This window comes from Asticcacaulis benevestitus DSM 16100 = ATCC BAA-896 (assembly GCF_000376105.1).
Lineage (GTDB): Bacteria > Pseudomonadota > Alphaproteobacteria > Caulobacterales > Caulobacteraceae > Asticcacaulis > Asticcacaulis benevestitus.
On record NZ_AQWM01000003.1, the window covers coordinates 178182 to 203817 of the forward strand.

Genomic DNA, 25636 nt, shown 5'->3' on the forward strand with positions numbered 1-25636 from the left:
TGCGTCAGGACGCCTTGGCCTGATGCGCTGTTTTCCACGCCGCCGCGCGCTTTTCCCCCTCGGCGGCCTCAGCCGGTTTCAACTGCGGCCTCAGCCAGTCCAGCGCCGAATCGACGTCCTCACGCTTGGGATCGGCGAGCAGCAACCACTTATAGGCTTCGGCGCGATCCTGAGTGACGCCGCGACCGCTGTAATACATATAGCTGTAATCGAGTTGTGAGCGCGTATCGCCCTCTTCCGCTGCCTTGCCCAGCCATTGCAGCGCCTTGGCGTCATCCTTCAGGCGGCTGTAGTGATTATAATAGAGATTGCCGAGCGCAGCGCTCGAACCCTTGACGCCTTGCGCTGACGCCTTGAGCAGCCAGGTTTCAGCCTCTTCATACTGCCCTGCTCCGGCGAAATTGCGACCGAAGATCAGTTGCGCCTTGCCGTCGCCGGCCGCGGCGGCCTCACCCATCAGCTTGTCGGCGCGCTGGATATCGGGCTCACCCTTGCCGCGGCCGATGCCGATATACGCCGCCAGCTTGCGCTTGGCTTCCAGACTGCCGGCATCGCTGGCCTTTTGATACCAGGCGATCGCCTGATCGCCGGCCTCTTCGGTCGTGACGGTGTCGTAATGGTCACCGAGCGCCAGCATGGCCTTGACGTGGCCCTTGGCGGCGGCTTTTTCGAACCAGGCCACCGCCTTATCGCCCTGCGCCTTGAGGCCAAGCTGATACAAGGCGTCCGGATCGCCGGTCTGCGCCTCGATCTGCTGCAGGATAGCGTTTTCGCCGGTCTTCCAATTGTGGCTGGCCGCAAATATGCCCCCTGCCACCACCGCCAGCACGATCAGTGTGACGATAAATCCGTTCGAACCGTTCTTCTTTTTCATGACGTTCCCCCAAACATGGGAGAGTCATATCAAGGCTTCCAGCGCAGGTCCAGTGTATGCGGGTAATCGGGATTGATCACCACCGGCGGCACCTTGATGCGGCCGGCCGTATGGGTCGGCGCCTCGAAGCGCGACAGGCGACGCCCTTCGGCCTCGTTCTCGTTGAGCGGCAGGGTGTCGTAGTTGCGCCCGCCCGGGTGCATGACGTGATATTTGCAGCCGCCGAGCGACCGTTCCAGCCGCGTATCGAGCACATCGAATTTCAGCGGCGTATTGATCGGCAGGTTGGGATGCAAGGCAGACCACGGATTCCACGCCTTGTAACGGATGCCCGCCACCTGAACATTGCCGTCGCGCGTGGGGGAAAGCGGCAGGCGCAGGCCGTTGCAGGTGACGACGTGCTGCGACGACACAGCCCCTTTGAGCAGGATTTCCATGCGCTCGACCGATGAGTCGACCCCGCGCGACGTGCCGCCGGCGCTCGATTCCTCGCCCATCACCGGCCACGGCTCCAACGCGTTTTTCAGTTCGAGCGTCACCCCGCCGATCTGCACCTGCCCGACGCTCGGGAAGCGGAAATCGAAGAAGGGCACGAACCAGTCCGGCGAGAACTTGAAGCCGCTGCGGCCGAGATAGTCGAGCACCTCGGTCAGGTCTTCATGGACATAATGCCCCAGCATGAAGCGGTCGTGCAGTTGCGTGCCCCAGCGCACCAGCGGCGCCTTGTAGGGTTTCTTCCAGAAGGACGCGACAAGCGCCCGGATCAGCAGGGCCTGGATCAGGTTCATTTGCGGATGCGGGCTCATCTCGTAGCCGCGCATTTCCAGCAACCCTAATCGCCCGCGATCTGAGTCCGGCGAATAGAGCTTGTCGATGCAGAATTCAGCGCGGTGAGTGTTGCCGGTCAGGTCGACCAAGAGGTTGCGCAACAGGCGATCGACCAGCCACGGCGCGGTCTCCTCGGTGCCATCCGGCATATTTTTCAGAGCGATTTCAAGCTCATAGAGCGTATCGTGGCGCGCTTCATCGATGCGCGGCGCCTGAGAGGTGGGCCCGATATAGAGGCCGGAGAAAAGATAGCTTAAGGACGGATGGTTCTGCCAGAAGGTGATCATCGAGCCCAGCACATCCGGCCGGCGCAGGAAGGGGCTGTCTTCCGGCCTTGAGGCGCCCATGACGATATGGTTGCCGCCGCCGGTGCCGATGCGCTTGCCGTCGATCATGAACTTGTCGGCGATCAGGCGTGCCTGCGTCGCCTCTTCATAGACCGTGGTGATGATGTTTTTCAACTCGCTCCATGAGCGCGCCGGCTGGATATTGACCTCGATGACGCCGGGATCAGGCGTGACCGACATGCTCTCGACGCGGTGATCGCGCGGTGGCGAATAGCCTTCGATCACCACCGGGATTTTCAGCGATGTCGCCACGGCCTCGATGGCGTGGATCAGGTCGAGATAGTGCTCGATATAGGTCAGGGGCGGCAGGAAGAGGAACAGCTTGCCGTGACGGATTTCAGCGCAGATCGCCGAACGGATCAGGCCGTTGGAGCCATTACCCTTCCCTTCCGCCACCGCCTTCGCCGTAACCGGGGCGGCGGAAGCCAGGCCGTCCCTGTAGGCTTTTACGGTTTTCGCGCTATCCGCCAGTGCCCCGGTTTCGGCAAAAGGCGAGCGCGGCGGGAAGAAATGCTCTTCCGCCAGCACCGGATCCACCACCGGCAGCGCGCCCAGCGGCAGACGCAGGCCCACCGGAGAGTCTCCCGGTATCAGCATCATCTTGTCGGTGCGGAATTTCCAGGCATTGCTGATCCAGCCGTCGGTCTTGGCCGAAAATGCCAACGGCAGGACATAGCCGGTCGGTTTGCCGACATTCTCATCCAGCCTGGCCTGCAGGCGCTTGCGCTCGGTCGCTTCAAAGAGATCGGCCTTGAGCATTTCGCCCTCGGCCGGAATGCGCTGCTCTTTCCACAGCAGATAAGGAATATCCTCATAGGCCGACAGCACGTAATCCGCGCCGACGCCCAGCACATCAGCCAGTTTAGCAAGGAAATCCCCCGCCACCGCCGCCTTGAGGTCGCTCCTGGCTTCCGGATCGGCCAGCAAGGCCTGATCGAGCCACACCGGCTGACCGTCATGACGCCAGTACATATTCATCGCCCAGCGCGGCAGGATTTCGCCGGGATACCACTTGCCCTGCGCGTGCTGCGCCAGGGCGCCGGTGGCGAAACGCGCCGAAAGCCGCTGGAAAAGATCGTAGCCCAGCTTCTTTTTGTTGTCGGAAAGCGCCGAGAAATGCCACTCATCGCCCAGACGATCATCAAGACTGACAAAGGTCGGCTCGCCACCCATGGTCAGGCGGACATCGCCCTCGACCAGCTTTTGATCGACCTGTTCGCCGAGCGCATCGATCGCCTGCCATTCGGAATCCGAATAGGGCTTGGTGACGCGGCGGCTTTCATAAATGCGCGTGACGCCCATCTCGTGCGCGAAGGTCGATTCCGCTCGCTCGTGCGCGCCGGTGATCGGCGCGGCACTGGTCGGGTTGGGGGCGCAGCACAGCGGAATATGGCCTTCGCCGGTGAACATGCCGGACGTCGGATCAAGACCGATCCAGCCGGCGCCCGGCAGATAGACCTCGTACCAGGCGTGCAGGTCGGTGACGTCCTGCGACACCCCCGAAGGCCCGTCGAGCGATTCGATATCGGCCTTGAGCTGGATCGAGTAACCGGAGACAAACCGCGTCGCCAGCCCCTTGTGGCGCAGGATCTGACAGGCCAGCCAGGCCATATCGCGGCACGAGCCCTGCAAAAGGTTCAGCGTCTGGGCCGAGGTCTGGATGCCCGGCTCCATGCGCAGGGTATAGCCAAGGTCCTGATTGAGCTTCTGGTTGAAGGCGACGAGGTAATCGACGGTCGGCTTTTGATCATCCGGAATCGAGCGGACATAGTCCATCAGGACGTCGTCGTTTTCCTTGATCTCAAGATAGGGCGCCAGTTCTTCATGAAGCGCGGCGTCATAGGTGAAGGGGAAGGTCTGGGCACTGTCTTCCAGAAAGAAGTCGAACGGATTGAAGACCTTGATCTCCAGCACCAGATCGACCGTCACCTTGAAGGACGAGATCTTTTCCGGAAAGATGATGCGCGCCAGGTAGTTGCCAAAGGGGTCCTGCTGCCAGTTGATGAAGTGGCCTTCGGGCTCGACCTTCAGGGCGTAGGACTGCACATGGGCCCGGGTGTGCGGTGCCGGGCGCAGGCGGATGACCTGAGGCCCCAGGGTGATCGGACGATCGTAGCGATAATCCGAAACATGATGCAACGCAGCCAGAATACTCATCGAATAGCGTCTCCAGTCAGATTCCGAAGACAGGCCTGTCTCCGGCTAAGGCGGCCGCCGGTCGCGCCCTGCGGCGCTACCCTTGCGGTGATTGAGCTATAAAGATTTACGGAATCGCAAAAAAAGTGTCATGTGCAAATCTTTAGGGACTAGACAGCCGCAATTTTAAAAAGTCTAGTTGCATTGCAATATCCCCATGAAAAAGACAGACTTTTCATGCGGGCAGTAAGGAGCGGGCAACATGGAAAGAAATTTCTTTTGAGCGCGATATCGAGTGACATTCTGGCTTTCAGCTTCGACGGTTTGAGTTCGCCGGCGATCGACCTTAAGTTCCGCAAGGCCGGGGTCAAGGGGGAACACACGCTGGGCTGGGGCCTTGCCTGGTATCCGGGCGACACCAAGGCCGCCATCGTGGCCAAGGACCCCTCCGCACGCGACACCAAATCGCTGCATGGCGCCATGCACGACTGGGACAGCTTCCGCTCGACCGTCTTCTTCTGCAAGGTGCGCGGCGCGGCGTCCGGCTACACCCATTTAGAGACACAGCCCTTCTCGCGCAGCTTTGCCGGTCAGGACTGGGTGTTCATGCACAATGGCGATCTCGACAAGACCGCCATGACCAAGCTGCACTTCAACAAGTCGATCTTCCTTGAGCCAATGGGCCGCACGGATTCAGAACTCGCCTTCTGCTTCCTGCTCGGCAAGGTGCAGGACTATGGCGCCCGCGCGCTGGCCGATATCGATCATCAGGTGCTGCTGAGCTGGTTCCTCCAGCTCGACGATATGGGCAGTGCCGACATGGTGATCTCCGATGGCACCACGGTGGCCGCCTTCTACGGCTCGCAGTCGGAAACCCAGATGTTTTACGGCCGCCTCAAGCCGCCGCACGGCGAGCGCGGCTATCATTCTGAATCCGCCTCCTTCGCGCTCAATAACCCGCGCGATACCTTCCGCACCGCCATGGTGTTCTGCTCCGCACCCTTCCGCGAAGGCGACTGGAAGCCGATGCAGAAGGCGCAACTGATCATCGCCCGCCGCGGCAATCTCGTCTGGACCAACAAGAAGGACGACAAGACCCTGCCGGCGCAGCAGCCCCTGCATGAGCAGGAAGGCCACCTGCAGGGCACGCGCACCGTCCAGCCCAACCTCTTCGCCGACCAGCAAGCACAGGCCCAGCAGCTTTCCATCGTGCAATCCCTGCAGCAGATGAAGACGGTGCAGCACAACATCCTCAATGTGCGCTCCCTGACCCACGCCCCCGATGGCACGCCCCTCACCTTCCGCACCTATGATGTCGTGCACTCGACCGAATATAATTATGAGCATGAGGTCGAGCATTCGACCCACAGCTTCCGCCTGATGCCGGTAGAAGACGCCGTGCAGGAGGTGGTCAACTGCACGCTCAGCATCTCGGCCGAGGGCGAGGACATGCGCTTTCAGGATGTGTTCGGCAATCAGAGCATCCATTACAGCATCATCAAGCCCTACAAGAAGCTGACCATTTCCTGCCGCTCGCTGGTCAAGATCTTCGGCCGCGCCACCGATGACTTCTCGCCGGAAAAGCGCCAGCATTTCATCCCGCTGGCCCTGATGCCGTGGCAACAGCTCATGATGGAGCCTTACCTGCGTCCGCCGGAACTGCCGGAAACCCAGATCCAGGAACTGCTGATCTACGCCATGAGCTTCGCCGAGCGTAACGGCCGTCACCTGATGGATACGCTGAACGACATCAATCAGAGCATCTACCGCGATTATCGCTATGTGCCGGGCTCGACCTCGCTGAAGACGACGCCGTTCGACGTCTATGCTTCGCGCGAAGGCGTCTGTCAGGATTTCGCCAACCTGTTCATCTGTCTGGCGCGCCTGCTCGGCATCCCGGCGCGCTACCGCGTCGGCTACGTCTTCACCGGCGCCAACTATGAAAACAAGATGCAGTCCGATGCCAGCCACGCCTGGGTGGAGATCTATATCCCCTATCTCGGCTGGCGCGGCTTTGACCCCACCAACGGCATTCTGGTGGCGCAGGATCATATCCGCGTCGCCTGCGGCCGCAACTATCTCGATGCGACCCCCACCGCCGGCACCATCTATCGCGGCGGCGGCAAGGAAGCCCTGCGGGTTCAGGTCACCATGAACGAGGTTTTTAACTGATGTAGACTAGCGGAGCCCCTGTGTGCGCGTACCTGGCACGGGGCGATAACAGACATACTGGATGACGCTCTTGACGCTTGAGACTTATAAGACCGACGGCTTCTACGACGAGCTTTTTGCCGAGAACGGCGTGGCGCATCCAAGCGCCCGGCCGCTGATCGAGCAGATCGACACCCTGACACGCGCTGGCCTCGGCCGGCGGCAAAAACAGGCGGAAGATATCCTTTATCAGTCCGGTAACACCTTCAATGTCTATGGCGACAAGAAGGGCACCGAGAAGATCCTGCCGTTCGACATCATTCCGCGCATCGTCTCCGGCGCCGACTGGGCCAAGCTGGAGCGCGGCATCGCCCAGCGCATCACGGCGCTCAACCTGTTCATCCAGGACATCTACAACGATCAGAAGATCATCAAGGACAAGGTGGTGCCGGCAGAGTTGATTTTCTCGTCGGCCTGCTACCTCAAGCCCTGCGAAGGCCTGAAGCCGCCCAAGGGCGTATGGACGCATATTTCCGGCACCGATTTCGTCCGGGACGGTGACGGCGAGTTCTACGTGCTGGAGGATAACCTGCGCTGCCCGTCGGGCATTTCCTACGTGCTGGAAAACCGCGCCGTGCTCAAACGCATCCTGCCGGCCCTCTTCCACACCATGAAGATCCGTCCGGTCTCCGATTATGGCGACCACCTGTACAAGACGCTGAAGCACATCGCGCCCGAAGGCCGGGACGATCCCAACATCATCGTGCTGACCCCCGGCATCTACAATTCGGCCTATTTCGAGCACGCCTATCTGGCGCAGCAAATGGGCGTGCCGCTGGCGCAGGGCTCCGACCTCGTGGTCGATGACGATGTCGTCTACATGCGCACCACCGCCGGCCTGCAGCGCGTCGATGTCATCTACCGCCGCATCGATGACGAGTTCATCGACCCGACCGTCTTCCGCAAGGAATCGCTCTTGGGCGTGCCCGGTATCATGAACGCCTACCGTAAGGGCAATGTGGCCCTGGCCAATGCGCCTGGCACCGGCATCGCCGACGACAAGGCGATCTATGCCTATGTGCCAAAGATCATCAAATATTACCTCGGTGAAGAGGCGATTTCGCACAATGTGCCGACCTATATCTGCGAGGACGATAAGGAGCGCGAGTACGTTTTGGCCAATCTCGACAAGCTGGTGGTCAAGGCGGTCAATCTCTCCGGCGGTTATGGCATGCTGATCGGGCCGAAATCGACCAAGGCCGAGCAGAAGGAATTCGCCGCCCTGATCAAGGCCAAGCCGCGCGACTATATCGCCCAGCCGACGCTGTCGCTGTCACGCGCCCCGACCCTCATCGGCAACGGCATCGAAGGCCGCCATGTCGATTTCCGCCCCTATTCGCTCTACGGCGAGGAGATCTTCACCCTGCCCGGCGGCCTGACCCGCGTCGCCATCAAGAAGGGCTCGCTGGTGGTGAACTCATCGCAGGGCGGCGGCTCAAAGGACACCTGGGTGCTTGAAGATGAAGCGGAGGCAAACTGATGCTGAGCCGTGTCGCCAACTCCATCTACTGGATGGCCCGCTATCTCGAACGCGCCGATTGCGTGGCGCGCTTCATCGACGTCAACACCCATCTGATGCTCGATCTGGCGCTCGATCAGAACTCGGCCCAGTGGTATCCTCTGATCGCCACCTCCGGCGACGACGAGGACTTCACCCGCCGCTACAAGCAGGCGGATGAAAGCACCGTGGTCAAGTTCATGACCTTCGATCGCAATAATCCCAATTCGATCCTGCAATGTATCTTCCGCGCCCGCGAAAACGCCCGCACGGTGCGCGAGGTCATTCCGGTCGAGATGTGGGAGAAGATCAACGAGCTTTACCACCTGACGCAAAGCCAGAGCCGCAAGCGCTCCGTGGCCGATCTGCAGGACTATTACCGCGAGGTGCGCCAGTCCGGCCACCTGTTCACCGGCCTGATGCACAACACGATGAGCCGTGACATGGGCTGGCAGTTCGCCCACCTCGGCCAGATGCTGGAGCGCGCCGACAAGACCGCCCGCCTGCTCGATGTGAAATACTTCCTGCTGCTGCCGCACAATGACGTCTGGAAGGACAGCGCCTATGACGCCGTGCAGTGGGGCGCCGTGCTCAAATCGGTCAATGCGCTGGAAATGTACCGCCAGCAGTTCCACACCATCAACTACAAGGACGTGACGCAGTTCCTGCTGTTCTCCAAGGCCTTCCCGCGCTCGGTCCTCTTCTGTCTGGAAGACGCCTCCGCCGCGCTCGATACCCTGACGCACGACAAGGCCGAGGCCAACAAGGCGACACGCGAAATGGCGATCCTGTGCAAGACCATCCATAGCTCCGACGCCAGCCATATCATCTCGGCCGGCCTGCACGAGTTCATCGATATCTTCCAGTACAACCTCAACCTGGTCGACGAAGCGATCTACGAAAGCTATTTCAAGGATTAGAGCGTCTTCCGATCTGATTGGATCAGATCGGCGCTCTAAATTTTTGTTTTGACGCACTTTTTAATCCGAAAAATGCGCCACACTTTTCGGAAAGCGCTCTGAGCTTCGTCTTTCAAAGCTTCCGGTTCCCGCGGTCATATGATACGGTATATCCTTATCATATGGGGAAATCATGCGTTATCCGGCCTGTTTAATCGTCCTTGCCGCCAGCCTTGCCTTTCCGGCTCTCGCTCAGGATAATGCCGACATCGAAGCCCTCAAGGCGGCGGTGACGCAAAACGCCGATCCGGATTATCATGTCCTGCCATTGGCGCTTGAAGAGAGCGGCAAGATGCTCCAGCATTTTACCCAGACCAAGAGCACCACACGCGGCAGTGTCACCCAAAGCGGCACCGGCACGGCGGATTACAGCCTTGTCTATGCGCAGACTGAAGATGGCTACCGCGTCACCAAGACCCTGCTCAAGTTCGCGATCTCCGATGTCACCGATCCGGCCATCAAAGAGGGTATGAAGGACCCGGCCGCGGCGAAGATGATGGAAAACCTGACCTCCGCCCTGTCGCCGCTCAGCTACAGCGCCGATGAAAGCCTGTCACCGGTCCTGATCGAGGACTGGGAAGGCACGAAGGCGCGCGTCATGAAGGCCGTGAACGACATGGCGGCGAGTGTCGGTGCCTCGCCTCAGGAAGCCGCGCAACTCAAACAAGCCATGAATGCCGTCTATGGCCAGCTCACGCCGGAAACCGCCACCGGCATGTTCCTTGAAACCGATCGCATGATGGCGCTGCCGCACAATATCGGCCTAAGCCTGAACAAGCCGATCACCGCCACCAGCCAGATCCAGATGCCGCTGGGCGGTCAGCCGATCGACGCTCAGGTAAGCATCGCCCTCATAAGCTGGAATGATGCCGGCAATACGGCGCATGTCAGCTATGACTACGCCCCGACACCGGAGTCATTGAAGACCTACCTTACCACCTTCCTGCCCACATTCATGAAACAGGCGGGCGCGCCCGCCGCCGCCATTGCCGAGCTGGAAACCGCGATGTCGTCCGCGTCGCCAGATGACTATATGAAGATCACCACGCACTGCGATTACGACATGGCCATCGATACAGGCGTCGTGACCAAGGGCGTCTGTGACAAGATCGTGGCGATGAATTTGATGGGTGAAAAAGGCGGCTCAACCGAGCGTCAGGTATACAGCGAATCCTTCGTCGACTGACAAAAACGCACGCTCACAGCCCTAAGATTAGTCTTACAATTTAAGGCGATACGTCCTATAGAATAAAAGTGAGGCAAGGCGTTGCCGGTTAAGGGAATGGCCGGAAAATCTTACCGCATAAGCGCCACCAGGGCGTGCATAGAAACGGCCTGTAGCGGAAATATCCGCACGGGGAAATGCTGATACTTACCCCGGAGGGGTTGCAAATGGGTGCGGATAACACAGGTGCGGATCATAGAGATGCAGATGGGCGCACGGTTGCGGGCAAATCGGAACCCAGGGTGCATACCCTTGGTGACTCGCTGTCAGGCACCAATCTGGAGCGCGCCGGCGACCATAATCAGCGCGTCACCCTGCAGGCCGTGCGCGCCGCTGGCGCCCCCATCACCCGCGCCGATATCGCCGATCTGACCGGGCTGACCGCCCCGGCCATCGCCAACATCACCAAGCGCCTGCTCAATGACGGCATGATCCTCAAGGCCGGACGGCAATTCGGCGGGCGCGGCCAGCCGGCCACCAAGCTGGTGGTCAATCCCGACGGTGCCTTCTCCATCGGCCTCAATATCGATCGCGACCACATCGCCATCGTGGCGCTCGATTTCCTCGGCAATGTGCGCGCCCGCGCCTGCCGCGAAGTCCATTTCGCCATGCCCGATGAGGTCGTGGCCTTCTTCAAAGCCGAAGTCGACAAGATCGTCGCCGACAAGATCATCGATCTGGAGCGCCTCGTCGGTATCGGCATCGGCCTGCCCGATGATCTCGGCCGTGTGCCGGTGGCCAATCGCCCGGACGCCTATCAGGTGTGGTCGGAGATTGACGTCGCCGCGCTGTTTAATGAAGTGCTGCCGGTGCCGGTCTACATCGAAAACGACGCCGCCGCCGCCTCGATCGGCGAGATGCAGTTCGGCCATGGCCTGCGCAACCGCAGTTTCATCTACACCATCATCAGCGCGGGTCTGGGCGGTGGTCTGGTCATTGACGGCCACTATTATCGCGGCGCCGATGGCCGTTCGGGCGAGATCGGTTTCCTGCCGGTGAAGGACGAAAACGGTCAATCGCAATCGCTGGAAGACATGGTGTCGCTCTATGCGCTCTATGATTATCTGCGCAAGGCCGGCTTCGAGGTTTCGACACCGGAGGATCTGGAAAACCTGCCCGCGGAAGCGCAAAGTCGGGTCGATGCCTGGCTTGACCGCGCCGCCAACCATCTGTTCGAGCCGTTTCTGGTCATGAGTTGCGCCATCAATCCGGAAGCGCACTTTATCGGCGGCCGCCTGCCCGCCACCTATATCGAGGCTCTGTGTACGCGTCTGAACAGGAAGTTTGAATCCTATCACGGCCGGATCAAGACGCTTGCGCCGGTCAAGCGCGCCGAACTGGCGGTCGATGCCGCCGCGCGCGGCGCCGGTATCCTGCCGTTCAATGACCGCTATCTGCCGATCCGCGAAGCCCTGATGAAGACGAGCTGATGGGAAAGCTTAAGCTCCGCGCCATTGAGCTACTTTGGTTTGCAGCCATTATTGCCGCCGCCGCGACGACGTTTTTTCTGGCAAACAAGTTGATTGAACCTTTAATAATCTACTCGTTTTAGATTTTCCTGGGCTTACCATTTTAGAAGCTTCGCGCCCAACAGCGCCGCGATGGCGCTGGAAACTGCCACGGCCGTGCCGTAAAACAGCAGAAGATAGATCGCCGCATCCATATTGCAGTGGATCGCATAGGCCGCCGCCATCAGGGACGCCGCCGCCAGACCGCTCATGGCGCCCAGCAGCACCGGATGCGAGGTCGCCGTCCGGCGCAACCACAACCGCCACATCGCGACCAGCCCCGCCATACCACCACAAAGAATGGTGATGAAACAGACATGGCCGCCGCCGTTAAGCTGGCGGGCAAAATTGTCGGTGCCGAAAATCGCCATCTCCGACAACAGATTGCCCAGAACCAACCCAAAAACGGCCAATACCGGCAGCAGATGCAGCAGTTTCAAGCGCCCTTCCGGACGGGCCAGATCCGCAACCGCCCATAGTGCGCTGAAACCCATCACCAGAAAGATCGCAGGCTTGCCGATCACCATCGGATTGACCAGCGCGCCACCGCGCATCAGGGCGACGATATCGCCACGCGGACCGTAGAACACAAAAATGTAGATAAGCGCCACCACGAGACCGACCGCCGCGCCGATCCACAGCGGGGCGCTGCGCAACCGCTTCACCGGTGTCAGGCCAGAGGTCAGGCTATCGAGCAAGACGTCGTCAGGACTACTCATCCGCCGCCTCCCGCTTTGACACGCCGACCAGGGCCTGCAATTTCTTGAGCCCGCGATGCACGATCACCTTGACCGCCGAGGGGCTCTTGCCGGTGGCGCGAGACACCTCGTCGACGCTCATATCCTGCAGTTTGTGCAGGCTGATCACCCGCGCCTGATCCTTCGGCAACTGCGCCAGCAGCACCGCCACATCGCGCGCCGCCAGATCTGGCTGCATGCCATCGGCGAGACCCAGTTCCTCATTCAACTCGACATGGACGTGACGGCCGGTCTTACGCACATAGTCGATCAGCTTGTGACGCGCCACCGCGGCGATCCACGGCATGAACGGCGCGTCAGGATTATAGGTGTGGCGTTTCTCGTGTAAGCTCAACAGGGTCATTTGTACCAGATCTTCACCCTCGCTGCCGTGCAGGCGGCGTCGGAAATAGGAAAGCAGCCAGGGCCGCAAAGCGCTGAGCAGCGATCTGTACGCCTGCGCATCACCGGCTTGTGCGGCGCGCATCAGATCCTGCCATTCCTGAGAGTTATACGTCGGCATGGGGCCTATGGTTACAATCGCGCGGCATCAGTTGAACAACTGCAGCAAGACACGCGGCGCCGAATTGGCAATGGCGAGGCTTTGCTGGATCAGACTCTGCTGTGTCTGATCTGCCTGCCACAGAGCGGACTGCTTTGCAAGGTCGGCATCGACCAGGTCACCGTGGGCGGTCTCCAGAACATCGGCGCGTTTCACGCTGGACGCTGACATCCGCTCCAGCCTGTTTTGCAGGGTGCCGAAATAGGCCGCGCTGTCGAGGGTGGTCGATAGCGCCGCCTCGACCGTACTGAGAACCGTAGCGGCATCGAGACTATTCAGATCATTCAGGCCCAGATCGGCCGAGCCCATGGGCTTGTGGGTCATGGACACGGTTTCGCCCGAAGCGTAGGCGGTAATCTCGGTCGTGTCGGCCGGAATAAAATTGACCCCCGGAATATGGAAGCCGCTCGTGCCCCCGGCCCCGCCTGGCCCCGAGGCGGAAATAGAATAGGTCATGGTATGGTTATCCCAACCGGCCTCATAGTCGTGCTGGATGACCTTGTTGTCGGTGAACGCCGGTCCCGAACTGTAGTTGAACGTGTACTGGCTGCCGTCCCCCCAGTCTATATTGACGTTGGCACTGTTGACGTTATGGAGATTAAGGTAAAAGTCCATGCGACCGGCGCCATTACCCGCATCATAATTGACGTAGGATGACCCGCCGCCGACAATGCCCCCATAGGGTCGACCCCAGTTCTTCGTGGCCTTGCCGCTGGTTTGCAGCAGATTAATGCCGTTGAAATCACTGGTTTTGGCCGTGCTGTCGAGCTGGCTGTTGAGGGCGTTCAGATCATCCCTGACCGATTGCAGGGCCTCAGGCGACAGCGATGTGTCATTGAGCATGGGCGCGCGCTCGTGCATCTGGCCCAGCAGATCCGTGATCGTCTCGGCCGAACCCCGCGCGACATCCACAATGGACTGCGCGCGGGAGAGGTTGTTCTGCACCACACCTTGCGACATCTGATCGCTTTTGACGCGGGTGGCGATGGCGTAGGCGGCGCCATTATCGCGGGCTGACTGCACCTTGAGGCCCGAAGCGATCTGGGCGCGGGTTGTATCCATCTTCTGATTCAGGCTGGCCAGTCCCTGACGGGCTGACATCGAACCTTCATTGCTCAGGAGGGATAACATAAAACGCGCGTTCCTAACGTCATCTCCAGAAACGCGGAGTCAGAAAAATACCTTTCCTAAATTTACCTAACAAATTTTAAATGTGAATTAAAACATATCCAGAAAACGCAGGCGCCTTACAAGACGATGAGGAGCAACGCCTAGGAATCGAACAGGTCCGACGTCGGTGCGGCCTGCGCCGGCGGCGTCAGGCCGAGATGCAGATAGGCGCGCGCGCAGGCCGTGCGGCCGCGCTGGGTGCGCTGGATAAAGCCCTGCTGCAACAGGTAGGGCTCGATCATGTCCTCGACCGCGTCCTTGGCCTCGGCGATCGCCGCCGCCAGGGTTTCCAGCCCCACCGGTCCGCCGCCATAGTTCTCGATGAGGGCGCGCAGATAACGCCGGTCTGAGTGATCAAGCCCAACCGCATCGACTTCGAGACGCGCCAAAGCCTTGGCCGCCGCCTTCTTGTCGATCACCGCCGTGCCATCGGCCGCCGCGAAATCTCGCACGCGGCGCAGCAAACGCCCGGCCACGCGCGGTGTGCCGCGTGAGCGCGAGGCGATCTCGAGTGCGCCGTCTTCCGAGACCTGGGCGCCCATCTTGCGGCCGGTGCCCATGACCACGCGCACCAGTTCTTCAGGCGTATAGAATTCGAGCCTAAGCGGTATGCCGAAGCGATCACGCAAGGGGGTCGACAGCAGACCAGCCCGCGTCGTGGCGCCCACCAGCGTGAACGGCGCCAGATCGATGCGCACCGTGCGCGCCGCCGGCCCGTCACCGATGATCAGGTCGAGCACATAGTCTTCCATAGCCGGATAGAGGATTTCCTCGACCACCGGATGCAGGCGGTGGATTTCATCGATAAACAGCACATCGTTGGGTTCGAGATTGGAAAGGATCGCCGCCAGATCGCCCGCCTTGGCCAGCACCGGCCCGGACGTGGCGCGAAAACCAACACCCAGTTCACGCGCCACGATCTGCGCCAGCGTCGTCTTGCCCAGCCCCGGCGGCCCATAAAACAGCACGTGATCAAGCGCCTCGGCGCGCTGCGCCGCCGCCGCCACAAAGACCTTCAGATTGGCCTTGAGCGGCGCCTGCCCGACGAAATCGTCGAAATTCTGCGGCCGCAGCGCACGATCCTGTGCGCGCTCCTCGAAATCGCTATCGGATTCGCCTGAAATAAGCCTCGCCATTTACTTGCCCAACGCCTTCAGCGAGGCACGGATCACCGCCGCCAGCTCCGCCTCAGGCCCCAGAGTCTTCAAGGCGGTGTCGACCGCGATGCGTGATTGCTGCTCGGAAACGCCCAGCCCCATCAAGGCGGCGACGCTCTCGCCATTGACCGTCGGCGTCACGGCCGCCGGCGCATAACCGCCAGAGGCGATCGGCGCAAATTCGGCGCTCATCAGCACCTTGCCCTTAAGTTCGATAACGATGCGCTGCGCCAGCTTGGGCCCGACGCCATTGGCGCGCCCCACCGCCGTCTTGTCCTCATGCGCCACCGCCTGCGCCAGTTGCTGCGGCGTCAGGATATCGAGCACGCTCAGCGCTGCCTTCGGCCCCACGCCCTGCACGCCCTGCAGCACCACATAGGCCTTGCGCTCATCCTTGTTGAGGAAGCCGTAAAGCCGAGTGCCATCCTCGCGCGTCTGGCTTTCGATATGCAGGATCACCTCGGCGCCCAGTTCGGGCATGTTGGCGATGGTGCGGATACCGCAGCGCACGACGTAACCAACGCCGCCACATTCGACCAGCACCTCCTCGTCGGTGGTTTCCAGCAAAAGTCCGCGCAAACGCCCGATCATGCGACACTCCGTTTCAAACTCGCCATCTTGCGCTTATGGGCGTGCGTGATGGCGCACGCAAGCGCATCGGCCGCATCGGCCTTCATCTTCGGATCGGCCTTGGGCAGCAGGCGCTTGACCATGAACAACACCTGATCCTTGTCGGCGCGGCCGGCGCCCACCACCGATTTCTTGATATCGAGCGCGGCGTATTCCGCTACCAGCATACCGGCCTTCGCGGGCGCCAGCATGGCGGCGGCACGCGCGTGACCGAGCTTGAGCGTCGAGGCCGGGTTCACATTGACGAACACCTCTTCAATGGCCGCCTCATCGGGCGTCCATTCGGCAATGACATCGCTCAGGCGATCGAACAGCTCCAGCAGGCGCACCGACAGATCGGCGTCCGTCGCCGGCTCGATGACGCCATGCGCCACCCAGCTCAGGCGCGCGCCCTCGACATCGATCAGCCCCCAGCCGAGCCGTCTCAAACCGGGATCGAGCCCTAATATCCGCACTACGTTCTTCATATGTTCGCTTTTATCCGCAAGTTCTGACTCGCGCAATGGCCAAGCCGGCAGTTTGGCCGCAAAGTTGCACAACAGCCTCTTATCAGGCCAGAAATCGTCTTTCTGGCACAGGTTTTAGAGATAAGCCCCACGAGAGCATTGCCATAAGGCCAAAGCTGGGGTTAATGTTTTATGAAGATTAGCGTTGCGGGGGCCGCATGAGCAGTTCGAACTTGACCTTGAATGCCGATAACCGTGGGACGAGCACGACACGCAAGCCCGGCGCTGCGGGGTTTCTGATTCTCGCCGTGCTGGCCGCCGCCCTGAGCGCCTTCGCGCTCTACAAGGGTCAGGCCCCGGTTCGCACCCCCTTCCCCGAAGACTGGATCATCTGGGCGCGCGGCACCGCTGCCTGGGCTGGCATCCTGGCGCTGGGTGCCTTTCTGCTGCTGATCGGCGTGATCGGCACCCTCCGCAACCTGCTGCCTGCGCCCAAACCCGCCGTGTCTGCGCCGCGCCGTAAATCCAGACCGGAAGCCGTCGAGGCCGCGCCCGCGCCGGTCATGGCCGTGGCTGAGGACATGCAGGAGGACATGCAGTCGGCCACCCGCGCCGCCGAGAGCCGCGGCACCCTGCATTTCAACGCCCATACGCTGGAGAGGGCTCCGGCTTTTGAAAGCCCTCAGGCCGTTGAGGCGATGCCTGACAATGTCCATATCGAAGCAGCCGCCGTCGCTGTCGAGCCGCCGCACATCGAGGTTCAGTCGCTGGAGCCTGCCATCTTCACCGATCACGCCGCCTTCTCCGATAACGCGTCGGACAGCTTCATGACGCGCCACCCTGAAGTCGTGGTCGAGACCGTCGCCGAGGTGCCTGTTTTCGATTCCAGCGCCGCCCTGGCCGATACCCACGGCCTGACCATCACCACGCCCACGGCGCAGATCATTCCGCTGCATCCGCCTGTCGAAACCGTGGCCGCGCAGGATGAGGATCACGATCCGCTGGCCGCCGCCCTGCTGCGCGAAACCCCCGATGTCGTGACGCACGCCCCGCAAGGCGATATCAACGCCGTTATCAGTTCGGCCATGCGTTTCGCCCCGCAAAGCGAACCGCACGTCGCTGTCGTGCCGGCAGCCGCACCTGAGGCCGCGCCAGAGGCCATACCGGTCGCGCTGACAGAGGTCGTGACACAGGAAATCGCCTCTGCCGAAATCGTCGCTGATGTCCAGCCCGCGCCGGTCGTGCCCGTGCCCGTTGTCATCGACGATGAAGCGGAAATCCGTCAGGCCGTACAAACCGCCCTGTCGGTCTGGCCCGACGCCACCCGCGCCATCGCCGCCGACGAACTGAGCACGCGCATTTCACGCCTCTATTATGATAAGTCGGCTGCCAGCCAGAAGGCCTTCCAGCTTATCGCTTCCGGTGACCTGTCCGCCGCTTCCGCCGCCCTGGCCAATCACGCCGATGCCCTGGCGCTGGCGGGCAACCATGCCGAGGCCGCCGAGTTGTGGCGCGTATCTGGCGCACTCCATATGGGCCGCGATGACAGCAAGGCCATGGCTGCCTATGAGCATGTGTCCGAACTTGACCCGAACGACGCCAACATCCACCTCTACCTGACGCGCCGGTATCAGATGTCGGGCGACACCGCCAAACTGCCTGCCGTCATCGGCCGTGCACTCGGCGCCATTAGCGATCCGGCCACGCGCGCCGAACTGCTGGCGCCCTATGCCGATCTCAAGCTCAAGGCGGGCGATGCCAGGGCCGCCGGCGATGCCTTTGAGGAGCTGAGCCGCCTGCACGAAACCACCGCCTATCTCAAGCCCGATGATGTCGGGGCGCGCTCGACCCACGCCATCACCCTGGCGCGTTACGCCCAGGCGCGCGAAATGCAGGGCGCTTTCGATCAGGCCGGTCCGCTCTACAAGAAGGCCTATGGGGTTTTCGCCGATCTCTCGGCCCTGAAACCGGAGCATCCCGGCCTGCGCGCCATGGCGGAAAACGCCCTGAAAGACGCCCAGCGCTTCAATATGGCATAAGGCCTGCTTGGATTTTATTTGCGCCGCGCTAACAACGTGAGAATGTCTGCGTGAATCCCTGGAGCCTCCCCTTCTTTGAATACTGCTTTCAGGTGCCGGCCAACCGTATCGGTTACAGCACCTTTTCAGCCGCCCAGCTCAAGACCATCCAGGAAGTCATTATCCTGGTGGTTTTCGTCATCTTTTCCGCGCTTTATCTTGGCGAACCGCTGAAATGGCAGACCGCCATCGGCTTCACCCTGATCGCCTGTGGCGCCGGGTTTGTGTTCTACATGCCCTAAAAAACAGCCCAGATAACAGCGTCATCAATTTGCCTGTTTTCGCGCCGATCCTCGGTAAATAGCAAGGGAGGCGCGGTTATGAGCTCAGGACTTACACGTTTCAGCTTTCTCTCCGGCGGACTGGCCTTTGCGGCCCTTCCCGCCCTGGCGGCAACAGCAAGCCGGACAGAGGCACGCACTATTGCCTCGAAACACTTTATCCATAACAAGATCGGCCTGAGTCCGGATCGCGCGATTAGCGTCTACCTGCCGGCCGGTTATGATACCGGCAAGCAACGCTATCCGGTCATCTATATCCTGCCCAATCTCTTCGATACCGATACGACGCTTTTCGCCACCTATGGCGCGCAGGCGGTCTTCGATGCCGCCATCACCAAAGGCCTGATCGGCGAGGTCATCATCGTCTCGGCCGATTTCAGCACGCCGCTCGGTTCCTCGCTCTATGTCAATTCCCCCGTCACCGGCAACTGGGAAGACTATATGGTCAGCGAACTGGTGCCCTATATCGACAGAACCTACCGCACCCTGCCCGCCGCCGCCTCACGCGGTGTGGCCGGCGATCGCATGGGCGGTCACGGCGCCATCCGTTTCGGCATGAAGCATCCCGATATGTTCGGCTCGATCTATGCGCTCCATCCGGTCGGTACAGGCAACGGCGTCCAGATCATGCAAGGGCGGCCGAACTGGGATCTCCTCAGTCAGGCGACATCACTCGAAGACGTCAAGGCCGATATTTTCTCGCAGATCTTCACCGCCATCTATCAGGCCCATCTGCCCAATCCGGGCAAGGCGCCGCTGTTCGTTGATCTGCCCGCTAAAAAGGTCAACGGCGAACTGGTGATCGATACCGCCCTCACCGCCAAGCTCCAGGACGGTTTTTTCCTCGAACGCATGATCCCGGCCTATGCCGACAATCTGAAACGCCTGCGCGGTTTCAAGTTCGACTGGGGCCGCAATGATGGCAATTTCGACCATGTCTATTCCAATCAGGCCTTCGCCCATAAGCTCGACGAATTCGGCGTCGCTTACGAGGCCGAGGAATATCGCGGATCATGGGGTGAGCGCCATTGGGGACCGAACGGCCGCGTTATGACCGACGTGCTGCCCTTCTTCGCGCAGCATCTGGCCTTCGCATAAACCGTCTAAAAGCTGAAACCCTTACAGAGACAGCGTTCGCCAAACCTTACTACTATTTAATGATATATACCTTGCATCAATAGGTAGCTTGTCATATTCAATGACCAAGCGGCCTCCTCCCCGGCCGCGACACTTTCAGCGCGTCGAGGACTTCGAATGCCGGAAACCATTGATATACAATTGAAAAAAGGCGTGCTTGGCCTGTGCGTCCTGGCCGTCCTGGCGCGCAATGAGAGCTATGCCTACGAGATCGCCAGCCACCTCTCCGATGCCATTGGCATGGGAGAGGGCACGATTTACCCGCTGATGCGCCGCATGCAGACCGACGGCCTGGTCACCACCTATCTGGTGGAATCCTCATCCGGCCCTTCGCGCAAATATTACAAACTGACCGATGCCGGTCGCGCCGCCCTGGACGCCCAGGCCGCCGAATGGCGCGGTTTCGCCGCAGCTGTCGACGCCCTGCTAGAGCCCGTTCCCGTCGCCAACGCTCCCTTAGAAGAGGCCTGAATCATGACCCGTATCGAATTTCTGGACCGGCTGTGCAAGGGCCTGACCGGGCTCCCGCCCGCCACGCTCAAAGAAATCATGGCCGACTATGAGGCCCACTTCAAGGATGCCGCCGCCGAAGGGCGCTCCGAATCCGAAGTGGCCGCCGCCCTCGGCGATCCCGAACGTCTCGCCCGCGAACTGAAGGCCGAAGCCGGCGTCAAAAGCTGGGATGAGGCCAAGACGCCCTCCAACGCCACCGCCGCCATCGTCGGTATCCTGGGGCTCGGCGCGCTCGATATCCTGATCCTGCTGCCGCTGCTCGGCGGTGTGGTCGGCACGCTGATCGGCATCTTCGCCGCAGCGATCGGCGGCTTTATCGCCGGCGGTGTCGTCTTCGCGGCCGGTCCTTTCCTCGGCTTCCCCGGTGGGATCTTCGCCGCCCTGCTCGGTGGTTTCGGCGTCATGCTGCTGTCCGCCGCCGTCGGCGCCATCACCCTGGCCCTGACCATCTGGATGGTCAACGGTGTGGTCTGGTTCGCCCGCCTGCATTACCGCGTGCTCAAGCCCGCGCTTGAATCTTAAGGAGACGACCATGATCCGCAAACTTTTTCTCTTCTCCGGTGGCGCCTTCGTTCTGTCGCTGGTCTGCCTGGCCGGGGCCGCCGCCCTTGTCTCCAATGAAGTCGGCACCAAGGGCTGGAACTGGGGCTGGATACAGGATGGCGACACCGTCCGTTTCCGCAACGGCCCCTCGGCCAAGCCCGAACCGAACACCAGCAAGACGCTGGCCTGGTCCGGCGGTGACCTTCTGGCCGTCGATCTGCCCGCCGATGTCGTCTATACCCAAGGCCCTGCTGCTTCGGTGACGATCACCGGCCCGCAGTCGCTCGTCGATCGCATCAAGCTGGAAAACGGCCGCCTGTCGATCGCCGATGGCGCTGACCACAAGGAAAGCATCAACTTCACCTGGGGCAAGGACGGCTTCGACGCCCGCACCAGCCATGAAGGTGCCCGCATCACCGTCACCGCACCGGCGGTCAAGCGCTTCGAGATGACCGGCAGCGGCGATCTCGACCTGCGCGGCTATGATCAGCCGTCGATCGATATCAATATCGCCGGCTCCGGTTCGGTCCATGCTGTCGGCCGCACCCAGACGCTCAAGCTCAATGTATCGGGCAGTGGCGACGCCGATCTGGCCGCCCTTCAGGCCAAGGACGCCGACGTCTCGGTCAGCGGTTCGGGCGGCGCCGATGTCTACGCCACCGACAAGGCCAAGATCGATATTTCCGGCTCCGGCAATGTCGATCTGGCCACCAAGCCGGCCAAGGTCGACACCACGATCTCGGGCTCCGGCACGGTCGATCAGGATGATGACAACTAGAGCAGCACTTTAGGAGCGCGTTCTGTTAACCCCTCTCCCCATGACCATGGGGAGAGGCAAGCTTGAAGCCAGCCCGTGTCCTTATGCGCTAAATGAAAACGCCGGTTCTTAAGGAATCGGCGCTTTTCGTGGAATCCATATGGCAGATTCCGAGTCGCCAAAGGGAATAGCCCTTCCTTCAAGCGCGCAAATACCCACCCACGCACAAATTATCGCGTCTAGTGTATCTTCGTAGGCCTTTAGCTGCGCAACTTTACTGGACAGGGTTATTTTGGGCAGCGACATGCTGACACCAGATATCTCAGGCTCAAGAAGATTTTCGATCGTTTGCCAAGTTTTGAATAGCTTATACCGCCGCTTCTCGGCACTTAAGTCTTTCCAATACTTCCCCATATTCCCAGCTTTATACTCAAGACGTCGCGGAGCATCTGCCAGTTCGACGAGCGCCGGATGGGGATAAACCTCTATCAAGGCTTGAGACCTTAACTCTTGAGTACACAAACCATAACCAACTTCAGTAAAATCCTTACGCAGGTTGTCGCTTATCGCTCCGGGCCTGACAGCGCTCGGTGAATGTGTCGAGCAATGCTTTGCGCCATAACAACGCGATACTTCGTTATCAGAATAACGCCGAGCAAGGATAGGCGAATGCGCCAAGGGCATATCCACGGCCACCAACGTGACCGAATATCCGGCCAATTGCTTTGCCGTTGTTATCAGGACATCTGCCTTTGGTAAGGATGTCGGGCAATTGCTTTCAGAGCTATAGGCAAGATGATGAAAGGTCGCGTAAGATTCGGACGCTGCTACAAGTTTCCAGCCGGCATGGGTTTCTAAAGCCAGCGCAAAACCGCTTGGATTTTTCGTGGTCCATGCCGCATCTATCCCTAAAACCACTCTCATATTCCCAACCTCCGGATTGGCATTATGATAATCAAGGGTAAAGAAAAAGCGCCGGCCTTGCGACCGACGCTCTTAAACTTCTAGGTGCAGTTGCGTGCCCCTGCTTAACGCGAGAACTTCTGGAACTTGATCCGATGCGGGATCAACGAATCCACGCCCAGGCGGCGCTTCTTGTCTTCCTCATACATTTCGAAGTTACCTTCAAACCATTCGACATGGCTATCGCCTTCGAAGGCCAGGATGTGCGTGGCCAGACGATCGAGGAACCAGCGATCGTGGGAGATGACCACGGCGCAGCCCGCGAATTCTTCCAGCGCCTCTTCGAGGGCCTGCAAGGTTTCGATATCCAGGTCGTTGGTCGGTTCGTCGAGCAGGATGACGTTGCCGCCGGCCGCCAGGGTCTTGGCCAGGTGGACGCGGTTGCGCTCACCGCCGGAGAGCAGGCCCACCTTCTTCTGCTGGTCGCCGCCCTTGAAGTTGAACCCGCCAACATAGGCACGGCTGTTGATTTCGCGCTTACCGACCAGCATGATGTCAGTGCCGCCCGAGATCGCCTGCCACACCGTGTCGTTCGGCTGCAGGTCATCGCGCGACTGATCGACATAGGCGAGCTTGACCGTTTCGCCGAGGCGCACCGTGCCGGCATCGGGCTTTTCCTGCCCGGTGATCAGCTTGAACAGGGTCGATTTACCGGCGCCGTTGGGGCCGATGACGCCGACGATACCGTTGGGCGGCAGCTTGAAGGTCAGGCCCTTGAAGAGCACCTTGTCGCCGAATTCCTTTTCAAGATCGGTGACTTCAAGCACCAGATTGCCGAGGCGCGGCCCGGGCGGGATCTGGATGGTGGCGAAGCTTTGGGCGCCACGCGAATTTTCCTGTTCGCGCACCATGTCCTCATAGGCCGCCAGACGGGCCTTGGACTTGGACTGACGGGCCTTGGCGCCGGAACGTACCCATTCCAGTTCCTTGGTGAGCGCGCGCTGGCGGGCTTCGGATTCCGATTGCTCCTGCACGACGCGCTTTTGCTTCTGCTCCAGCCAGCCGGAATAGTTGCCTTCATAGGGAACGCCCTTGCCGCGGTCGAGTTCGAGCGTCCACTTGGTCACCTGATCGAGGAAGTAACGATCGTGGGTGACGAGGATGACGCAGCCGGGGAAGCTCTCCAGGTGGTGCTGCAGCCAGGCCACGGACTCGGCGTCCAGGTGGTTGGTCGGCTCATCGAGCAGCAGCATGTCGGGCTTGGAAAGCAGCAGGCGGGCCAGCGCGACACGGCGCTTTTCACCACCGGAAAGCTTGTCGACGGCTGAATCGTTCGGCGGACAACGTAAGGCGTCCATGGCCATTTCGATGCGCGAGTCGATGTCCCACAGGTCACCGGCGTCGATCTTTTCCTGGAGCTTGTTCATCTCCTCCATCAGCTCATCGGTGTATTCCTCACCCATAAGTTCGGCCACCTTGTTGAAGCGGTCGAAGATCTTCTTTTCCTCGCACCACGAGATGACGTTTTCCCAGACATTGAGGCTGTCATCGAGGTGAGGCTCCTGTTCCAGGTAGCCCATCTTGGTGCCGTCGGCAGCCTTGGCCTCGCCGGAAAATTCCTTGTCGATACCGGCCATGATCTTCAGCAGGGTCGATTTACCCGAACCGTTGACACCGACCACGCCGATCTTGGCGTCGGAATAGAAGCTGAGCCAGATGTTTTCAAAGACCTTCTTACCGCCGGGGTAATGCTTGGTCAGGCCTTGCATCTGATAGATATATTGTTGCGCCATGGAGTCGCAGAGCCTTTATTTGTTATATATAAAAGGGATGGGCGCGGTTTAGCCGAGCAGGCCTAAAATCGCAAGGTGAAATACGGGAGGGACCTGTGAGCGACTACATCCTGCTGATGCATAAAACGCCGGACGGGGAGCCAGCCGAGGCCTGGGATCGTTATATTGCCACGCTGGAACAGGCCGGTCATTTGCGCGGCGGCAGTGCGATCGGCGGCGGGATCGCCTGCCACAAGGACGGGGCTGATGCCGCAATCACCGCCCATCTGACGGGGTTTATCCGTATCGAGGCCGAGAGCTTTGAAGCCGCGCGCGGCTTGCTGGCCGGCAATCCGGTCTATGAGGCCGGCGGCATTGTCGAGATACGCGAACTGCCCAAGACGAACTGACAGGCATTGATGTTGTCCCTTCTCCAAACGCTTCGCATTCAGGGAGGTATAAATATTTTTCTTGTACCTCCCCACCTTTGGTGGGGAGGGGGACCGCGCCTCTCTTGAGGCGTGGTGGTGGGGTTTGTTACTTAAACCGCAAACACCGCCTTCATCAGCTTTTCGAGATTGACCGCGTCTTCCTCATCATAGGTGCCGAAGCTCTCGGAATCGGAATCAAACACCGCGATCAGGTCACCCGCAGCATCGAACACCGGCACCACGATCTCCGAATTGGAGCGGGAATCGCAGGCGATATGATCGGCGAAGGCGTACACATCGGGCACCACCTGTGTGACGCCGGTCGTCGCCGCGGCCCCGCAAACCCCACGCCCGAAAGCGATGCGCAGACATCCCAGAGTGCCATTATACGGCCCGACCACCAGTTCATTGACGCCGGCGGCTTTCTTAACCATATCCACGACATAAAAGCCGGTCCAGAACCAGGCGTCGAACGCCTGATTGAGCAGGGAGACGGTCGTGGCCATGCGCGCCACCCTATCGGGCTCGCCCTCAAGCACCGCCAGAACGTCCCTTATAACTTCTTGATATTTTTCGGCTTTACTCATCATTGCAACAGCCGGTTTAACCACGTAACTCAACTTCAACTCCTGATTTTTCCCCTGAGCCGGGCATTTAGGGGCATTCTTGGCGGACTTTGGCACGCAGGGCGCGAAACTCAGCCCTTGCTGACATGATTAACACTTTTTTCTGGCCAAGGCATGGCTTTTGAAGCATGATGATAAATGTGTGCTTCGGCACGCAGGGGTTCGGATTACGAGGGGGTTTCGCGCGCGTATCGGCGCGACAATCCGGCAACGCTCACCGAAATTGGGGTGAGCTTTTGAGAGCATGGGGGGCCAAAGCTTGACAGTCTTCGTAATCCTTCACAATAACTACGTTAACCATATTTAT

The 25636-nt window shown here is 60.3% G+C and carries 23 protein-coding genes; 12 read left to right on the plus strand and 11 right to left on the minus strand.

The window, feature by feature from the left end; all coding sequences use genetic code 11:
- Window positions 1-4 precede the first annotated feature (4 nt).
- Together B060_RS0106555 and B060_RS0106560 are read right to left on the minus strand one after the other, a co-directional pair.
- Window positions 5-874, minus strand: coding sequence for a tetratricopeptide repeat protein (locus tag B060_RS0106555; protein ID WP_018080971.1), 870 nt, complete (start codon window positions 872-874; stop codon window positions 5-7).
- A 29-nt stretch (window positions 875-903) separates the two neighbouring features.
- On the minus strand, window positions 904-4206 hold the full coding sequence (locus tag B060_RS0106560; RefSeq protein ID WP_018080972.1) for a transglutaminase family protein: 3303 nt from the start codon (window positions 4204-4206) through the stop codon (window positions 904-906).
- Window positions 4207-4464: 258 nt separating this feature from the next.
- Here B060_RS0106560 and B060_RS0106565 point away from each other — a divergent pair, with 258 nt between their 5' ends.
- From B060_RS0106565 to B060_RS0106585, 5 genes are all read left to right on the plus strand, one after another.
- Window positions 4465-6357: a class II glutamine amidotransferase gene (locus tag B060_RS0106565; RefSeq protein ID WP_018080973.1), complete on the plus strand. Its 1893-nt coding sequence runs from the start codon at window positions 4465-4467 to the stop codon at window positions 6355-6357.
- Between the two features lie 61 nt (window positions 6358-6418).
- Complete coding sequence (locus tag B060_RS0106570) at window positions 6419-7876, plus strand: circularly permuted type 2 ATP-grasp protein (protein ID WP_018080974.1); 1458 nt, start codon at window positions 6419-6421, stop codon at window positions 7874-7876.
- Entirely contained in the window at window positions 7876-8814 is a 939-nt protein-coding gene (locus B060_RS0106575) for an alpha-E domain-containing protein (RefSeq protein ID WP_018080975.1), read from the plus strand. The genes B060_RS0106570 and B060_RS0106575 overlap by 1 nt, the downstream gene beginning before the upstream one ends.
- Window positions 8815-8986: 172 nt before the next feature.
- Window positions 8987-10039: a hypothetical protein gene (locus B060_RS0106580; RefSeq protein WP_018080976.1), complete on the plus strand. Its 1053-nt coding sequence runs from the start codon at window positions 8987-8989 to the stop codon at window positions 10037-10039.
- Between the two features lie 281 nt (window positions 10040-10320).
- Window positions 10321-11508 (plus strand): ROK family transcriptional regulator, encoded by a 1188-nt coding sequence (locus tag B060_RS0106585; protein ID WP_035423123.1) that lies wholly within the window; start codon window positions 10321-10323, stop codon window positions 11506-11508.
- Between the two features lie 134 nt (window positions 11509-11642).
- Here the strand turns inward: B060_RS0106585 and B060_RS0106595 are convergent, their stop codons facing one another.
- The 6 genes from B060_RS0106595 to ruvC form a co-directional block, all read right to left on the minus strand.
- Complete coding sequence (locus B060_RS0106595) at window positions 11643-12305, minus strand: NrsF family protein (RefSeq protein WP_018080979.1); 663 nt, start codon at window positions 12303-12305, stop codon at window positions 11643-11645.
- Window positions 12298-12846 (minus strand): sigma-70 family RNA polymerase sigma factor, encoded by a 549-nt coding sequence (locus tag B060_RS0106600; RefSeq protein ID WP_031220470.1) that lies wholly within the window; start codon window positions 12844-12846, stop codon window positions 12298-12300. Before B060_RS0106600 ends, B060_RS0106595 begins: the two co-directional genes overlap by 8 nt.
- Before the next feature lie 27 nt (window positions 12847-12873).
- Window positions 12874-14016, minus strand: a complete 1143-nt coding sequence (locus tag B060_RS0106605; protein WP_018080981.1) for a flagellin — start codon at window positions 14014-14016, stop codon at window positions 12874-12876.
- 140 nt (window positions 14017-14156) lie between these two features.
- Window positions 14157-15191, minus strand: coding sequence for a Holliday junction branch migration DNA helicase RuvB (gene ruvB, locus B060_RS0106610; protein WP_018080982.1), 1035 nt, complete (start codon window positions 15189-15191; stop codon window positions 14157-14159).
- The gene (ruvA, locus tag B060_RS0106615) at window positions 15192-15803 is read right to left on the minus strand and encodes a Holliday junction branch migration protein RuvA (protein ID WP_018080983.1); all 612 of its coding nucleotides are present in this window, start codon (window positions 15801-15803) and stop codon (window positions 15192-15194) included.
- The gene (gene ruvC / locus B060_RS0106620) at window positions 15800-16309 is read right to left on the minus strand and encodes a crossover junction endodeoxyribonuclease RuvC (RefSeq protein ID WP_026172658.1); all 510 of its coding nucleotides are present in this window, start codon (window positions 16307-16309) and stop codon (window positions 15800-15802) included. Before ruvC ends, ruvA begins: the two co-directional genes overlap by 4 nt.
- Window positions 16310-16506: 197 nt before the next feature.
- Between ruvC and B060_RS0106625 the strand changes: the two genes are divergently transcribed.
- The 6 genes from B060_RS0106625 (at window position 16507) to B060_RS0106650 (ending at window position 21618) form a co-directional block, all read left to right on the plus strand.
- Entirely contained in the window at window positions 16507-18327 is a 1821-nt protein-coding gene (locus tag B060_RS0106625; RefSeq protein ID WP_023447309.1) for a tetratricopeptide repeat protein, read from the plus strand.
- A 50-nt stretch (window positions 18328-18377) separates the two neighbouring features.
- Window positions 18378-18608 carry a DMT family protein gene (locus B060_RS23970; protein ID WP_018080985.1) on the plus strand — a complete coding sequence of 77 codons (231 nt, stop codon included), beginning with the start codon at window positions 18378-18380 and terminating at the stop codon, window positions 18606-18608.
- Window positions 18609-18686: 78 nt separating this feature from the next.
- Window positions 18687-19745, plus strand: a complete 1059-nt coding sequence (locus tag B060_RS0106635; RefSeq protein WP_018080986.1) for an alpha/beta hydrolase — start codon at window positions 18687-18689, stop codon at window positions 19743-19745.
- Window positions 19746-19901: 156 nt separating this feature from the next.
- The gene (locus tag B060_RS0106640) at window positions 19902-20255 is read left to right on the plus strand and encodes a PadR family transcriptional regulator (protein ID WP_018080987.1); all 354 of its coding nucleotides are present in this window, start codon (window positions 19902-19904) and stop codon (window positions 20253-20255) included.
- Window positions 20256-20258: 3 nt separating this feature from the next.
- A complete protein-coding gene (locus tag B060_RS0106645) occupies window positions 20259-20819 on the plus strand; it encodes a DUF1700 domain-containing protein (protein ID WP_018080988.1) in 561 nt (186 codons plus the stop codon).
- Between the two features lie 10 nt (window positions 20820-20829).
- A complete protein-coding gene (locus B060_RS0106650; protein ID WP_018080989.1) occupies window positions 20830-21618 on the plus strand; it encodes a GIN domain-containing protein in 789 nt (262 codons plus the stop codon).
- Between the two features lie 108 nt (window positions 21619-21726).
- On the opposite strand, the gene B060_RS26445 is transcribed toward B060_RS0106650, so the two are convergent.
- A complete protein-coding gene (locus B060_RS26445; RefSeq protein ID WP_031220465.1) occupies window positions 21727-22521 on the minus strand; it encodes a DUF429 domain-containing protein in 795 nt (264 codons plus the stop codon).
- 104 nt (window positions 22522-22625) lie between these two features.
- Window positions 22626-24293, minus strand: a complete 1668-nt coding sequence (gene ettA / locus B060_RS0106660) for an energy-dependent translational throttle protein EttA (protein ID WP_018080991.1) — start codon at window positions 24291-24293, stop codon at window positions 22626-22628.
- Window positions 24294-24388: 95 nt separating this feature from the next.
- Between ettA and B060_RS0106665 the strand changes: the two genes are divergently transcribed.
- A complete protein-coding gene (locus tag B060_RS0106665) occupies window positions 24389-24682 on the plus strand; it encodes a YciI family protein (RefSeq protein ID WP_018080992.1) in 294 nt (97 codons plus the stop codon).
- A 131-nt stretch (window positions 24683-24813) separates the two neighbouring features.
- Here the strand turns inward: B060_RS0106665 and B060_RS0106670 are convergent, their stop codons facing one another.
- Window positions 24814-25293: a GAF domain-containing protein gene (locus tag B060_RS0106670; protein ID WP_018080993.1), complete on the minus strand. Its 480-nt coding sequence runs from the start codon at window positions 25291-25293 to the stop codon at window positions 24814-24816.
- Window positions 25294-25636: the final 343 nt, after the last annotated feature.

Excerpts from the sequence above, each read along its gene's own strand:
- B060_RS0106555 (WP_018080971.1), bottom strand. The coding sequence starts at position 874 with ATGAAAAAGAAGAACGGTTCGAACGGATTTATCGTCACACTGATCGTG.
- B060_RS0106560 (WP_018080972.1), bottom strand. The coding sequence starts at position 4,206 with ATGAGTATTCTGGCTGCGTTGCATCATGTTTCGGATTATCGCTACGAT.
- B060_RS0106570 (WP_018080974.1), top strand. The coding sequence starts at position 6,419 with ATGACGCTCTTGACGCTTGAGACTTATAAGACCGACGGCTTCTACGAC.
- B060_RS0106575 (WP_018080975.1), top strand. The coding sequence starts at position 7,876 with ATGCTGAGCCGTGTCGCCAACTCCATCTACTGGATGGCCCGCTATCTC.
- B060_RS0106580 (WP_018080976.1), top strand. The coding sequence starts at position 8,987 with ATGCGTTATCCGGCCTGTTTAATCGTCCTTGCCGCCAGCCTTGCCTTT.
- B060_RS0106595 (WP_018080979.1), bottom strand. The coding sequence starts at position 12,305 with ATGAGTAGTCCTGACGACGTCTTGCTCGATAGCCTGACCTCTGGCCTG.
- B060_RS0106600 (WP_031220470.1), bottom strand. The coding sequence starts at position 12,846 with ATGCCGACGTATAACTCTCAGGAATGGCAGGATCTGATGCGCGCCGCA.
- B060_RS0106605 (WP_018080981.1), bottom strand. The coding sequence starts at position 14,016 with ATGTTATCCCTCCTGAGCAATGAAGGTTCGATGTCAGCCCGTCAGGGA.
- ruvB (WP_018080982.1), bottom strand. The coding sequence starts at position 15,191 with ATGGCGAGGCTTATTTCAGGCGAATCCGATAGCGATTTCGAGGAGCGC.
- ruvA (WP_018080983.1), bottom strand. The coding sequence starts at position 15,803 with ATGATCGGGCGTTTGCGCGGACTTTTGCTGGAAACCACCGACGAGGAG.
- ruvC (WP_026172658.1), bottom strand. The coding sequence starts at position 16,309 with ATGAAGAACGTAGTGCGGATATTAGGGCTCGATCCCGGTTTGAGACGG.
- B060_RS0106625 (WP_023447309.1), top strand. The coding sequence starts at position 16,507 with ATGAGCAGTTCGAACTTGACCTTGAATGCCGATAACCGTGGGACGAGC.
- B060_RS0106635 (WP_018080986.1), top strand. The coding sequence starts at position 18,687 with ATGAGCTCAGGACTTACACGTTTCAGCTTTCTCTCCGGCGGACTGGCC.
- B060_RS0106640 (WP_018080987.1), top strand. The coding sequence starts at position 19,902 with ATGCCGGAAACCATTGATATACAATTGAAAAAAGGCGTGCTTGGCCTG.
- B060_RS0106645 (WP_018080988.1), top strand. The coding sequence starts at position 20,259 with ATGACCCGTATCGAATTTCTGGACCGGCTGTGCAAGGGCCTGACCGGG.
- B060_RS0106650 (WP_018080989.1), top strand. The coding sequence starts at position 20,830 with ATGATCCGCAAACTTTTTCTCTTCTCCGGTGGCGCCTTCGTTCTGTCG.
- B060_RS26445 (WP_031220465.1), bottom strand. The coding sequence starts at position 22,521 with ATGAGAGTGGTTTTAGGGATAGATGCGGCATGGACCACGAAAAATCCA.
- ettA (WP_018080991.1), bottom strand. The coding sequence starts at position 24,293 with ATGGCGCAACAATATATCTATCAGATGCAAGGCCTGACCAAGCATTAC.
- B060_RS0106670 (WP_018080993.1), bottom strand. The coding sequence starts at position 25,293 with ATGATGAGTAAAGCCGAAAAATATCAAGAAGTTATAAGGGACGTTCTG.